General features: G+C 46.9%; 12 protein-coding genes and 1 pseudogene. 6 read left to right on the top strand and 7 right to left on the bottom strand.

The window, feature by feature from the left end:
- The first annotated feature begins 41 nt into the window (after positions 1–41).
- The 3 genes from OC443_RS06165 (at position 42) to xni (ending at position 3,770) form a co-directional block, all read left to right on the top strand.
- Positions 42–1,322: a sensor domain-containing diguanylate cyclase gene (locus OC443_RS06165; RefSeq protein ID WP_073579633.1), complete on the top strand. Its 1,281-nt coding sequence runs from the start codon at positions 42–44 to the stop codon at positions 1,320–1,322.
- Between the two features lie 219 nt (positions 1,323–1,541).
- On the top strand, positions 1,542–2,903 hold the full coding sequence (gene ppnN, locus OC443_RS06160; protein ID WP_073579632.1) for a nucleotide 5'-monophosphate nucleosidase PpnN: 1,362 nt from the start codon (positions 1,542–1,544) through the stop codon (positions 2,901–2,903).
- A 90-nt stretch (positions 2,904–2,993) separates the two neighbouring features.
- Complete coding sequence (xni, locus tag OC443_RS06155; protein ID WP_073579631.1) at positions 2,994–3,770, top strand: flap endonuclease Xni; 777 nt, start codon at positions 2,994–2,996, stop codon at positions 3,768–3,770.
- Between the two features lie 49 nt (positions 3,771–3,819).
- Here the strand turns inward: xni and rlmM are convergent, their stop codons facing one another.
- From rlmM to pomA, 7 genes and pseudogenes are all read right to left on the bottom strand, one after another.
- Entirely contained in the window at positions 3,820–4,911 is a 1,092-nt protein-coding gene (gene rlmM / locus OC443_RS06150) for a 23S rRNA (cytidine(2498)-2'-O)-methyltransferase RlmM (protein ID WP_073579630.1), read from the bottom strand.
- On the bottom strand, positions 4,908–5,315 hold the full coding sequence (locus OC443_RS06145; protein ID WP_073579629.1) for a DUF423 domain-containing protein: 408 nt from the start codon (positions 5,313–5,315) through the stop codon (positions 4,908–4,910). Before OC443_RS06145 ends, rlmM begins: the two co-directional genes overlap by 4 nt.
- A complete protein-coding gene (locus OC443_RS06140) occupies positions 5,305–5,928 on the bottom strand; it encodes an alpha/beta fold hydrolase (RefSeq protein WP_073579628.1) in 624 nt (207 codons plus the stop codon). Before OC443_RS06140 ends, OC443_RS06145 begins: the two co-directional genes overlap by 11 nt.
- Positions 5,906–6,829: a transcriptional regulator GcvA gene (locus tag OC443_RS06135; RefSeq protein ID WP_073579627.1), complete on the bottom strand. Its 924-nt coding sequence runs from the start codon at positions 6,827–6,829 to the stop codon at positions 5,906–5,908. The genes OC443_RS06140 and OC443_RS06135 overlap by 23 nt, the downstream gene beginning before the upstream one ends.
- Positions 6,830–7,306: 477 nt before the next feature.
- Positions 7,307–8,761 (bottom strand): tRNA uracil 4-sulfurtransferase ThiI, encoded by a 1,455-nt coding sequence (gene thiI, locus OC443_RS06130; RefSeq protein WP_073579626.1) that lies wholly within the window; start codon positions 8,759–8,761, stop codon positions 7,307–7,309.
- A gap of 209 nt (positions 8,762–8,970) precedes the next feature.
- Positions 8,971–9,936: pseudogene (locus OC443_RS06125) on the bottom strand (flagellar motor protein MotB).
- Between the two features lie 17 nt (positions 9,937–9,953).
- Positions 9,954–10,718 carry a flagellar motor protein PomA gene (gene pomA / locus OC443_RS06120; RefSeq protein ID WP_073579625.1) on the bottom strand — a complete coding sequence of 255 codons (765 nt, stop codon included), beginning with the start codon at positions 10,716–10,718 and terminating at the stop codon, positions 9,954–9,956.
- 351 nt (positions 10,719–11,069) lie between these two features.
- Here pomA and xseB point away from each other — a divergent pair, with 351 nt between their 5' ends.
- From xseB to dxs, 3 genes are read left to right on the top strand one after another with little or no spacing between them, the layout of a single operon-like run.
- Positions 11,070–11,324 carry an exodeoxyribonuclease VII small subunit gene (gene xseB, locus OC443_RS06115; RefSeq protein ID WP_073579624.1) on the top strand — a complete coding sequence of 85 codons (255 nt, stop codon included), beginning with the start codon at positions 11,070–11,072 and terminating at the stop codon, positions 11,322–11,324.
- A 19-nt stretch (positions 11,325–11,343) separates the two neighbouring features.
- Positions 11,344–12,228 (top strand): (2E,6E)-farnesyl diphosphate synthase, encoded by an 885-nt coding sequence (gene ispA / locus OC443_RS06110; protein WP_073579623.1) that lies wholly within the window; start codon positions 11,344–11,346, stop codon positions 12,226–12,228.
- 22 nt (positions 12,229–12,250) lie between these two features.
- A complete protein-coding gene (dxs, locus tag OC443_RS06105) occupies positions 12,251–14,116 on the top strand; it encodes a 1-deoxy-D-xylulose-5-phosphate synthase (RefSeq protein WP_073579622.1) in 1,866 nt (621 codons plus the stop codon).
- The last annotated feature ends 58 nt before the right edge of the window (positions 14,117–14,174 follow it).

The following is a 14,174-nucleotide window of genomic DNA, read 5'->3' as shown; positions in this document are numbered from 1 at the left end:
CGATGTCACCGGGCATTTTTCAGAGCAGTTAGTTAATAGTTATGGAAAAACACCTCAACAATACTGAATACCTGATACACCAGAGCGGTAAAACATTACTGAAGATCCCCGGTCTTCCTCCAAAAATTAAGAGAGAAATCAGAGATTTACTTAATTTTAGTGAGATTCATCATGAGACCAAAGCAAAGCAGGCTTTTCATCTGCTCAATCTTTACGAGCGTGCGATTAAAATCTTTGCAGTCAATCCGGAGCTGAAGGAACACAATATCCGGCTTTCAATCGAGCAGGAGTTATTTAACCGGCTGTCAGATGAGCTTCAGACATTAATCTCTGAGCTGGATTTCGGCGGAGAAGCCGGAGATATTCTGTTTGATATCCGGGCCAGACTGCTGACCGGGGTCAAACCTGAACAGTTGCTGGAACTCACGCTGGAAGTATTTCAGTTACTGATCCAGGGAACCGGCCACGAACGCAGCCGCTCTGAGCAATATCTGAAACAGATCAATAACTCGCTGGCAAATTGTCTGAGTTCGACCAAGCGAAATATTGAACACCACCACCAGATTTGTCTGAACCGTCAATCGATGCATCAGGAGTTTTCACAGCTGGTCGGAAAAAGCCATACGATTTTGCAAAGCACTCAGGATTCTGATGAACTGAAAAATGAATTATCGAAACTAATCAATCAGTTCACCACCTTATCACACCAGTTTGAAGCATCTGAAAGTCATGATAAGGCGTATCAGGAAAGTCTTGAAGTCACACAAAACCGGATCGAAACAAGCTATGAAATCACGCAAAACTTTCGTCACCGGCTGGAAGATCAGGCAGAGCGGGCGCTAAAAGATCCACTCACCAAGGTCTATAACCGGACTGCGCTGCATCATCGTCTGGAACTGGAATATCATCGCTGGATACGAACCCGGCATCCTTTAAGGCTCGCTTTGTTTGATATTGATAACTTCAAATCAATTAACAGACATTTTGGGTATCCTGCCGGGGATAAAGCACTCAAGATTATTGCCAGAGCGATCATGAAAGAAACAACAGCCACAGATACCGTGGCCCGGATTTCCGGTGAAGAGTTTTTAATCATTCTCCCGGATCGGGAAGAACAGGAATGTTATTCATTAATCCAGAATATCCAGCACAACATCCGGAATATCCCTTTTAAATTTAAAGATCAGGAGCTGAAAATAACCATCAGCAGTATCTGTGTCCCTTTTCAGGAAGATGACTCACCGGAAGAAACGCTGGAACGACTTTATCAGCGACTTTACAGAATCAAAGATAAAGGCCCCGATCAGACATCATGGCAATAACTGTACGTTTTTTAGCCGCAATTGTATCAATCATGTGAAGAGTCTCTCATAATTGATGTAAACAAGTTTCCGGATAAACTGACACCCAACTAGATTGGTAATGAAAATCATAGAGTTAAACGAATACCCGGTCACTGAGATAAACATCAGTAATAACCGGGTTATACAACACATTATAACCAAGAGAACTGATCCAGTTTCCGGGAACAGGAGACCTTCATGATTACACATATTAGTCCGACAGGAAGTATGAACTTATTGTCGCAACTTGAGGTTGAGCGTTTAAAGAAAACCGCCTCAAGTGGCGATTTGTATCAATTGTACCGTAACTGCACGCTGGCTGTTCTCAACTCAGGCAGCCACACCGATAACTCGAAGGAACTTCTGGATAAGTACCAGAATTTTGATGTTAACGTTCTCCGCAGGGAACGTGGCATCAAGCTGGAGCTGTCAAACCCGCCGGCCCATGCCTTTGTTGATGGGGAAATTATTAAAGGAATTCAGGAGCATCTCTCCTCCGTGTTACGTGACATTGTGTACGTCAACATGCATGTTGCCGAAAGTCAGCGCCTGAACATGACCAATTCGATTCATATTACCAATCTGGTCTTTAGTATTCTGCGTAATGCCGGGACTTTAATTCCGGGCGTCGTTCCCAATATGGTTGTCTGCTGGGGCGGGCATTCCATCAACCCGACGGAATATCAATACACACGGGAAGTGGGGAATGAACTCGGACTACGTGAAATGAATATTTGTACCGGCTGCGGCCCCGGTGCAATGGAAGGCCCGATGAAAGGTGCAGCCATTGGCCATGCCAAACAAAGGTATAATAACGCGCGTTATATCGGGCTGACTGAACCCTCGATTATTGCTGCTGAGCCACCAAACCCAATCGTCAATGAACTCATTATCATGCCGGATATTGAAAAACGCCTTGAAGCGTTTGTTCGTATGGCACACGGCATTATCATTTTCCCGGGCGGGCCGGGCACGGCTGAAGAGCTGCTCTATATTCTGGGGATCATGATGCATCCGGAGAATGCTGATCAACCCCTGCCAATTGTGTTAACCGGCCCGAAAGAAAGTGAAGACTATTTCCGTTCACTGGATGAGTTTATCAAAGATACACTGGGCGAAGCCGCCCGTAAGCATTATCAGATTATCATTGATGACCCGGCAGAAGCGGCCAGAGTGATGAGCCAGAAAATGCCGGAAGTCCGTCAATACCGGAAAGAACAGGGCGATGCCTACAGCTTTAACTGGTCACTGAAAGTTGCGCCTGAATTTCAGCTGCCATTTATTCCGACTCACGAAACCATGGCGGATCTGGACTTACATCTTGATCAGGCACCTGAATCACTGGCTGCCAATTTGCGTAAAGCTTTCTCCGGAATTGTTGCCGGGAATGTTAAAGCGGAAGGTATCCGGGAGATCGAAGAATTTGGTCCATTCATCATTGATGGCCTGCCGGAACTGATGCGGAAAATGGATAAGCTACTGAAAGATTTTGTTGCTCAGGATAGGATGAAACTTCCGGGAGGTCATGCCTATGACCCCTGTTACCAAATCTCAACCTGATAACAACTGCATGCTTCGCAAATTTCCCGCCTTTGAAAAACAGTGCGATTTGATTACAATAAGGGCCCCTGCCCTTATTATTTTTAGCTCATGTCATTACATCTGGTCATCATCGATGCACTCAATCTCATCCGGCGTGTTCATTCCGCACAACCCGACCCTGAAGATATCCGGAGAACCATCAATACCACGACTAAAACTCTTTCAAAAATCATTCAGGAAACACAACCCACGCATATGATTGCTGTTTTTGATCATGATTCTGAAGATAAAGGCTGGCGGGGAAAACTGCTGCCCGGATACAAAGAAAAGCGTAAACCGATGCCGGAACCCCTGAAGCAAAATCTGGATGCAATCCAGCAATCCTGGTGGGAAATGGGCCTCGATTCACTGCTTTCTGAGGGGGATGAGGCAGACGATCTGGTGGCAACACTGGCAATGAAAGTTGCCGCCCGACAAGAGCAGGTGACCATCATTTCTACGGATAAAGGTTACTGCCAGTTATTATCGCCGACACTCAGAATCCGGGATTATTTTCAGCACCGTTGGCTCGATACGCCATTTATCGAACGGGAGTTTGGTGTCCGCCCGTCTCAGCTGACAGATTTCTGGGGGCTGGCCGGCATCAGTTCCAGCCAGGTATCCGGCATCCCCGGAGTTGGTCCAAAAGCCGCCAAAGAGATTCTGACCCATTGTAAAAACATGGAAGAAGCATTCAATTGCGATACACTGGCTGAAAAGTACCGGAAAAAGCTGACAGAACACCGGGAACTGGCGATTGCATGTAAAGCCGTCGCAACACTCAAAACAGACATTCAACTGGGCTTTAACCTGCAGGACATCCGTTATCACCAGCCTGAACATTAAACCGGGGAAAGAAGCTTCAGGGGCAGAGTCAGCTCAGCCCCTGAACAGATTAATAAGGAGAAATTCGGGAAAGGATCTGAACATGAACCGTGATTTCTTCCCGGTCATGATAAAGATGTTTTGCCTGAAGCTTAAACTGTATCTGATTCTCCTTAAAAAACAGTTTCAGATTTTCGATATCTTCAGAGACCTCTTCGTAACGACCTTTCATTGGTAATTTCAAATTAAAGATCGCTTCCTTCGCCCAGCCGCGAATCAGCCATTCTCCCATTAACTGCGCGACTCTGGAGGGTTTCTCAATCATATCGCACACCAGCCAGGTGACGTTTTTCTTCAGTGGCTCAAACTTAAAACCATCTTCCATGTGATGTTTAACCTGCCCGGTGTCCATCAGGCTGTCTGCCATCATGCCGTTATCCACGGCATGAACAAACATCGAGCGCTTTACCAGCTGATATGTCCAGCCGCCGGGACATGCACCTAAATCAACCGCCCACATACCAGAAGCTAAACGTTCATCCCATTCCGGACGGGGAATAAAGACATGAAATGCTTCTTCCAGCTTGAGCGTTGAACGGCTGGGTGCATCGGATGGAAATTTGAGCCGGGGAATTCCCATAAAAAAAGCCGAGTTGTTGTCACTGAATGAATACCCCAGATAACAATGCCCCGGTTTGACAAAGCAGACATGCAATACAGGCTTTTTGGCATTTTCTTTATGGAACAGTATCCCTTTGCCACGTAAAGCCTGACGAAGCGGCACGGTAAATTTCCGGCAGAATTTCAGCAGAGATTTCGCTTCATTGGTATCCGGCGTTTCAACACGCAGATCTCCACAGCGGGGAAACCCTTCCATTCCATTCAGTTCATTCAGCAAAGGTGTGACCCGATCATGTTCCGGCAACGCCTCAAAACTGCAGGCAACCGCAAAAAACTGCCGGGTAAAAATCAGATTGTTAAAGTCCAGTTCACGAATCAAGCGTTCCGCATCACCGTCCTGATAGCACTCAAACAGCACATAACCGGAATTTCTTTCTAAACGCGGAAAGCCAAATACTTCTATATTTGTAGCTTTCTCCTGAACTTCTCCCGCACAGTCTTTTTCAAAACCAGCACGGCAATAAAGCATAACCTGCTTCACGAACTCACCTCTTTCATATTCCACGCAGCCATCATCATGGTGAGCCAGCCGACAATAAAGCATAATCCACCAAAAGGCGTCACCGGCCCCAACCATTTCACTCCGGTCAGCGCTAACAGATATAAACTGCCACTAAAGCAAAAGATGCCGATCATAAAGCAAATCGCAGCCCGACAGAAATATTTCCGTGCTTTATTTTCATCGTCGCTCCGCAAGAGATAAAGCATGATAGCGCAGCACAAGATCGATAAAGTATGAATAAACTGATAATGCACACCGGTTTCAAACACACCCAGCAAGTAGGGAGATAATACTGATTTCAGCCCATGTGCGGCAAATGCCCCCAATATCACGCTTAAAGCACCAGAGCATGCTGCGAAAGTGAACAACCCTTTAGTTTTCATCCATCACCTCCCGGATAAACCGGCCTAACAACTCCGCTGCATTTGCCAGATTTTCTTCTTCCGTATAACCGGAGCGCTTACGGGGTTTAAAACTATGATCGCCATCAGGAATAAACTCCAGCCGAACCTGCTGACTGAAATTCATCTGTTCCACTTCTTCCCGTTTACCAAATGTATCCCGCTCTCCCTGCAGAATTAAACAAGGCACCGGACAATCGGCCAGATGTTCTCCTTTCATTTTTTCCGGTTTACCCGGCGGATGAAATGGAAAACCAAGACACGCAACCCCTTTAACAGACGGATGATCAGCCAGCAGGCTGGCCATACGCCCGCCCATCGACTTACCACCAATAACCACCCCCTGCTGCCCATGGGCCTCAATCATCTGCTCAAATGCTTCAAGCAGCTTAGGAGCGCGATCCGGCGGAAACTTCTTCTCTTCCTGCTGCTGACGAATCATATAAGGAAAATTAAACCTGACCACCCGGATGCCATGCCGGACCAGATGCCGGGTCATGGTCTCCATAAACGGATGCATCATCCCGGCACCTGCACCGTGGGCAAAAATGAAAACCGGCCCGTCATGACCACTAATCAACTGCGATTCCTTCATCTAATATTACCTCTTGTTCCTGTCTTGCCCGGTTGAGCATCCAGTTACGGAATGTCGCTATCCGTCCGGTATGTGCCTGAGTTTCATGGCAAACCAGATAGAAAGCATTGTCCGTCATTAATACTTTATCAAATGGTGCCACCAAACGCCCAGCATCAACTTCTGGTTGCGCCAGAACGTTATTTCCCAGAGCAATCCCCTGCCCCAGCGCCGCTGCCTGTAAAACCATGGTTGAATGACTGAAAATAGGGCCATAATTCACATTTTCAAGTTCTAACCCGTTTTCCCTTGTAAACTGTTGCCAGTCTTTGCGGGATTCGTCATGTAATAGCGTGTGGTGCTGCAGATCATTCAGTGACTGAAACGCATAACCTTCATGGATTAAAGACGGGGCACACAGCGGTATTAAAAACTCCTGATACAACTTATCAGCCCTCAGGCCGGGCCAAAGCCCTTTGCCGTAATAAATAGCAACATCGACATCATCAAGCAATGACCCTTCATACTTATCAACTGCTTTTATCCGAACATCAATATCAGGCTGCTGCCGGTTAAAGTCCGCCAAACGCGGCACCAGCCATTGAATAGCAAAACTGGGAGGCAAACTAATGGTTAAAGCGCCTTTTTCACTCCGTTCCAGCAATTTATTCGTCGCATCCTGAATAAAGGTAAAAACATCTTTGATATCGAAAAAATAATTTTGTCCTTCATCTGTTAGTAATAAAGAGCGATTTCTTCTGATAAAAAGCTTAATCCCAAGAAACTCTTCTAGTGATTTGATTTGATGGCTCACTGCAGCCTGGGTCACAAACAATTCTTCAGCAGCCTTGGTAAAACTTAAGTGACGTGCAGCCGATTCAAAAACACGTAATGAATTTAGTGGTGGTAATTTTTTATTCACACTTTCGTCCTAAAATTACGGATTAGTTTTTTTAATGCGAAGCATTATAATTTGTCCGTTGTGAGACCTCCAGAAAAATTCTATATTCTGCCCCGCAAACAAGTCTTAACGGCTTGATTCCCTTGTGAATCATTAGACTTTGTGTTGCGATGTTGTGTTTGCAAGCTCGTATTTCGAGTCTGGTGGTATTTACCACCGTTTTTGTAACGAATATGTTATAGAAACATACTTCCTGTATTAAATTTTGACCTGTCTGTCAAATGTTTGCACCGCCTTTATGGCGGTGCGTTTTTGTATTTGCCCACCCTGAAAACCTGTTTTTCCTCTCATTGAATTCAAACCTGTTGACACTATATTTATTGATGAAAAATCATACAAACAATCCGCTGAACACAAAATCCGTTGAACACAAAAAAGCAGCCCGAAGGCTGCTCAATCTATTGCTTTAATCAAACGGTATATAAACCGGGGATAAACTTACGCAGTTGGCCGGTAAACTTTCACGTTATCGAACCCCTGCTCTTTCAGATAAAGCGCCTGCAAACGACTCATCACACCACGAGCACAATAAAGCAGATAAGTTTTAGACTGATCTAAATCGCCAAACTGAGTTGCCAGTTTATAGAAAGGTAAGTGACGAACTTCGACACCATCAATCTCCAGCGGATGCTCGTCTTCTTCATCCGGACTGCGGATATCGAGCACTACCGCATGCTCATTCACCGCATCGACCAGCTCAATATCCGGTACTTCCTGCTGACTTTCTTTTTCGATATCACGGATATCCATCTGACGCGCCTGATGTACCACATCGTCCAGAATGGAGAAGTCAAAATTATCTTCTTCCGCTTCCAGCTTTTCTTTTACCGCTTTGACCGTCGGCTTTCTGGAAATCACACCACAGTATTCCGGCATGGTTTTGGCAAAATCTTCTGTGCCAATATCTCTGGCCAGATTGATGATATCTTCTTTGTCCCAGTTAATCAGCGGACGCAAAATCAACCGATCTGTTACACCATCAATATGACGCAAATTGGTTAGTGTCTGGCTGGATACCTGGCCTAACGCTTCTCCGGTGACTAACGCCTGAATACCAAAACGTTCTGCAATCATGCCCGCAGCCCGCATAAACATCCGCTTAAGCACCACGCCCATCTGACCGTCATCGACTTTTTCCAGAATTTCGGCCACAACCGGTTCAAAGTCGACCGAAATAAACCGGACTTTTGCCGATGAACCATATTTATTCCACAGATAAGAGGCGACCTGTTTCACGCCGATTTCGTGTGCCGGCCCACCCAGATTGAAGAAGCAGTAATGAACTTTTGAGCCACGTTTGATATGCAGATAGCTGGAAACCCCGGAATCAAACCCGCCGGAAATCAGGCTCAACACATCTTCCTGTGTTCCCAGAGGAAAGCCACCTAACCCTTTATGTCTGGCAATAATCAGGTTCAGCTTATCATCTGCAATTTCAACCTTAATGGTGATATCAGGTTTGTTCAGCTTAACCTTAGCACTTTCAACAGCCTGATTCAGGCCACCGCCAACATAGCGTTCCAGTTCAATTGAGGTAAAGTCATGCTTACCACGTCGCTTAGCCCGAACCACAAATGTCTTATTTTCGATATTGTGACGGTGATGCGCTAAGACCTGCTGATAAATGTCATGTAAATCGGTGAATTCCGATTGCTCGACTTCCAGGACATGGTGAATGCCCGGCGTATGCGTAAGAATTTCCACCACTTCCTGATAATACTGATCGGAAACAGCCGTCACCTCAATGTGATCACGACGATTATAAACAGCAACAGATTCTGTCCGGCTCTTTACGATATTGCGAATATTACACTCAAGAATTTTCGTAAAACGTTTACGGACTGATTCACTTTTCACAAAGATTTCAGGATGAGGTTTAACAATAAATTTCATAAGATACTTCGCAATCCGGATAAAAACTTACACATACGTCTGGGGTACTTTCATCTGAAGTACAGCAAACACTCATTGATGAAGGCGCAAGATTATACATGAGATGAGGGAAATGAGGAAACCCTGACAGGAAAAACACTGGTGCAGAAAAAACAAAAGGCAGGCTCTGACAGCCTGCCTTTAATATCACCATATGGGATTGGAATGGATTACTGATTCGTCTGATCCGGCGTGACAGCCTTCACTTCATCACTATACAAAGGTTTACCCTGCAAGATACTGATTTCCACACGACGGTTTTCCGACCGGCCTAACGCAGTATCGTTGGAAGCAACAGGCTGCGTATCCGCCATGCCCCGCACTTCAAGCCGCCCGTGATCAAAGTCAGGAACTTTCTCCATTTCCTGAGCAACAGAAACCGCACGCTGCGCGGAAAGATCCCAGTTTGAACGATACAGTTCTGAATCAAGCGGCTGATTATCAGTATGGCCGGAAATCCGGACAACACCCGGTACATCTTTCACCAACTCTGCAATCTGTCTGACCAGCGGTCTGAATTTCGGTTGCAGGAATGCTGAATCTTTCGGGAATGCGCCTTTTTCACGAATCCGGATAACGATCTCCTGACCTAAATTCTCAACTTCAATCGCACCCTGCTCAATCTCACGGGAAAGTGCCTGCTTAATATTTTCAGAAACCACTTCCATTTCATCAACGGTAGAAACGGATTCCTGCTGACGCTCCTCAATCGATTCTTCGTTCTGATTGTCTTTGGTAGAATCCTCCGGAGACTGTCCTCCGGTCAAATCACCGGCTTCCCGTTGCGTACCACCCGCCTAGTCTTCATCACCTTCCTGAAATTCAAGTGTTTGCTGGGTGATATCTATCGTTTGCTGCATGATCACGTCAATCGGAGTCGGCTCCGGCCGGCCCGGACGGAATTCCTGAGCAATCACGCTGGTTCCTTTCGGAATATCTTTCACTTCCAGCCGGTTCTGCACACCAAACGCAAACTTCATCGACCCTGCGATCTGTTTGAACTTCAGAACATCCATCTCGGAAAATGAAAGCAGCAATACGAAAAAGCACATCAACAGCGACATCAAATCGGAAAACGTCGTCATCCAGGCAGGTGCACCGGGGGGCGGACATTTACAATTCTCTTCTTCATCCATTACGTCATTCTCCGGAATTATTCATTGTCAACGTCAATCATCCGCTTACCTTCACTGAGGTAATTCTTCAGATAGCTGTCAATCACCCGAGGGTTTTGTCCGTCCTGAATGGCCAGTACACCGTCCATAATCAAACGGCGATTCAACGTTTCCTGTCCGCGACGCAGCGACAATTTATCCGCAATCGGGAAAAACACCATGTTCGCCAGAATTGCACCATATAACGTTGTCAACAACGCAACCGCCATCGCCGGCCCGATAGATTTCGGGTCATCCATGTTTGACAACATCGCAACCAGACCAACCAGTGTCCCGATCATTCCCATCGCCGGAGTCACATCAGCAAAAGCCTTAAACACACTTGCGCCAGACTCATGCCGCTCTTCTGTCAGAAGAATATCTTTTTGCAACGCAGCACGAACCACGTCAGCATCATGGCCATCCACCAGCAAATCAATGCCTTTTTGCATGAAACTGTTAGTGATTTCCATCTCTTCCAAAGCAAGAAATCCGCCTTTACGCGCAGCATCTGCCATTTCAACGATTCTGGCAATTAATTCCTCAGGCTCATCCACTTTAAACATGAATGCCTTCACTGCAATTTTAGCGGCACCAAAAAACTGCCCCAGAGTAAACTTCATCATCACGACGCAAAATGAACCGCCGATAACAATCAAAACAGAGGTGACATCGACAAACATCATCAGTCCGCCACCCAAAATCATCGCCATGACGACAAAACCCAAGCCGCCAACCAGGCCAATCAGTGTTGCTAAATCCACGAAGCACTCCTCATGCTACCATTCACTTTTTGAGAGTTCTCTGACTCAAATATCGGCAATTTCATCAAATCTTTAATAAAATTATTGAAGAACCTCGTCAGTTTATACTGAAACGACCGTTAAAAATACAACTGAAAAATTATCTCATGTAAATCTGTTTCTTAGAGCGTAGCAGGGGTGTTCAAGGATTTCATGAATGAATCCGACAGAATAGATATCAAATACGAGCCCCGGATTCCGTGAACCTGGAAAATTTTTATCTTTGCAGATTTAAATTCGGACGGGTTCTATTTGACCATCCCTTCGGCCTGGGGTAACTTTCCACACATCGCGATAAAGACCGGAACAGACATGGCTAATAAGAAACCTGAAAATATGTCCTACGAAGCCACCATCGAAGAGCTGCAAACACTCGTCAGCCAGCTTGAAGGCGGTGATTTACCACTGGAAGATGCTTTGAAAACATTTGAAAGAGGCATTGCACTGACCCGGGCAGGACAGGCAAAACTTTCTGAAGCAGAACAACGTGTTAAAATATTACTTAATGACAGTGATACCGCCCCGTTAGATGACTTTTCCGGCTCAGGCGATAACGCCGACAGCTAAACCGGTGACAACCAGATATATGATAGACACCTTAAACACATACCAGAAACGAAACAATCAGCAGTTAAACCAGTGGCTCGAACGCTTACCGCACCAGAATCAATCGCTGATTCAGGCAATGCGGTACGGGCTGTTGCTTGGTGGTAAACGGGCCAGACCGTTTCTTGTCTACGCAACAGGTGAAATGCTTGGCAGCGCTACGGCACATCTCGATACGCCGGCTTGCGCGATTGAATGTATTCATGCTTATTCTCTGATTCATGATGATTTACCGGCAATGGACAACGACAGCCTGCGGCGCGGTCATCCAACCTGCCATGTAAAGTTTGATGAAGCCACTGCCATTTTAACCGGAGATGCACTTCAAACCCTGGCATTCTCCATTTTATCAGAGGGTGATTTGTCTCCGGATGCAGAACCGAACCGAATCCACATGATTCAGATGCTGGCTCAGGCATCCGGCGCGTCTGGTATGTGCATCGGACAGGCACTGGATCTCAGCGCTGAAAACAGGGCTGTGGGTCTGGATGAACTCGAAACGATTCACCGGCACAAAACAGGCGCTCTGATCACTTGCGCAGTACAGCTTGGTGCACTTGCAGCCGGGCCGGCCGGTCATGAAATACTGCCGATGCTGAAACAATACGCCAGTGCCGTCGGCCTGGCATTCCAGGTGCAGGATGACATTCTGGATATCATCAGTGATACACAAACTCTTGGAAAACCACAAGGCTCTGATGATAAACTTAACAAAAGCACATACCCTGCTCTGCTGGGACTGGACGGCGCACAACAAAAAGCTTTTGCATTATTTGATGAAGCCATTCAGGCTTTAGCAGAGATACCTTACAACACAGATTTATTAGAAAAATTCGCCCGATATGTCATCGAGCGCAAAAATTAATTACACGATAAGCGCGTCACCTATGACTCTTGATATTTCAAAATATCCGACACTGGCATTAGCAAATACTCCGGATGAGCTGCGACAGCTCCCGAAAGATATGCTGCCGAAGCTATGTGAAGAACTCAGAACTTACCTGCTCACTTCTGTCAGCCAGTCGAGCGGGCATCTGGCCTCCGGTCTGGGCACGGTTGAACTCACCGTCGCCCTGCATTACGTTTATAACACGCCATTTGATCAACTGATCTGGGATGTCGGCCATCAGGCGTATCCGCATAAAATTCTGACCGGACGGCGGGATCAAATGTCCAGCATCCGGCAGAAAGACGGGCTTCATCCCTTCCCGTGGCGTGAAGAAAGTGAGTATGACACCTTGTCTGTCGGGCATTCTTCCACATCAATCAGCGCAGGTTTAGGGATGGCCATCAGTGCTGAGCGGGAAAATCAATCCAGAAAAGTGGTCAGCGTGATCGGTGATGGAGCGATTACTGCGGGTATGGCGTTTGAAGCGATGAACCATGCCGGCGATCTGCATCCTGATATGCTGGTGGTACTCAACGATAACGAAATGTCGATTTCGGAAAATGTCGGCGCGCTGAATAATCACTTAGCTCAGCTGCTTTCCGGCCATTTATACACTTCTATCCGTGAAGGCGGTAAAAAAGTGCTTTCCGGTATCCCGCCGATTCAGCGGCTGGCGAAAAAAACCGAAGAACACCTCAAAGGCATGGTGGTTCCCGGCACACTGTTTGAAGAACTTGGCTTTAACTATATTGGTCCGGTTGATGGTCACGATGTAGTGGAACTGGTCAAAACCCTGAAAAACATGCGGGAACTGAAAGGGCCGCAATTTCTGCACATCATGACCAAAAAAGGTAAAGGTTACGAACCGGCTGAAAAAGATCCGATTGGTTATCATGGCGTGCCAAAATTCAACCCGGATGAAACATCGCTGCCTAAAGTCAGTTCACCGGAGCCGACTTTCTCGAAAGTCTTTGGTGATTTCCTGTGTGACATGGCTGCAGAAGATCCAAAACTGATGGCGATCACCCCGGCCATGCGCGAAGGCTCCGGGATGGTCCGCTTTTCCAAAGAGTATCCGGAACAATACTTTGATGTAGCGATCGCGGAACAACACGCAGTCACACTGGCAACCGGTATGGCGATTGGCGGACAACATCCGATCGTTGCCATTTATTCAACCTTCTTACAACGCGGCTATGATCAGCTGATTCATGATGTGGCAATTATGGACTTACCGGTGATGTTCGCGATTGACCGGGCCGGATTAGTCGGTGCAGACGGTCAGACCCATCAGGGCGCTTTTGATTTAAGCTTTCTGCGCTGTATTCCGAACATGACGATTATGGCACCAAGTGATGAGAATGAATGTCGCCAGATGCTGTATACCGGCCATCTTCATCAGGGGCCAGCCGCCATCCGTTATCCGCGCGGTAAAGGCTGCGGCGCAGAGATTCAGGCTGAGTTCACCGCGCTGGAGATCGGCCGGGGACGGCAGGTTCGCAGCGGTGACAAGGTGGCAATTCTCAGCTTCGGTACACTACTGCCCAACGTACTGAAAGCGGCTGAAACACTCAATGCCACTGTTGCCGATATGCGCTTTGTGAAACCACTGGATGAAGATTTGATTCGCAATCTGGCTGCAACGCATGATGTGCTGGTCACTGTCGAAGAGAATGTCATCGCCGGTGGTGCCGGTGCGGGTGTCATCGAGTTCCTGATGCAGGAAAAATGTATTCTGCCGGTCCTCAATCTTGGCCTGCCGGATCAGTTTGTCGCTCAGGGAACGCAGGAAGAACTCCATGCAGAACTGGGGCTGGACGCCGCCGGGATTGTCGATTCAGTCACCGCTTATCTGAACAAATAGCTGGATTTAATCAATTATTTACCTTCACCAACAGGCAGCATCCGGACCAGCCGGATGC

This window comes from Vibrio quintilis, assembly GCF_024529975.1.
Taxonomy (GTDB): Bacteria; Pseudomonadota; Gammaproteobacteria; order Enterobacterales; family Vibrionaceae; genus Vibrio; species Vibrio quintilis.
Note: the sequence above shows the minus strand (reverse complement) of the source record. Positions and strands in the feature narration are given on the sequence as shown.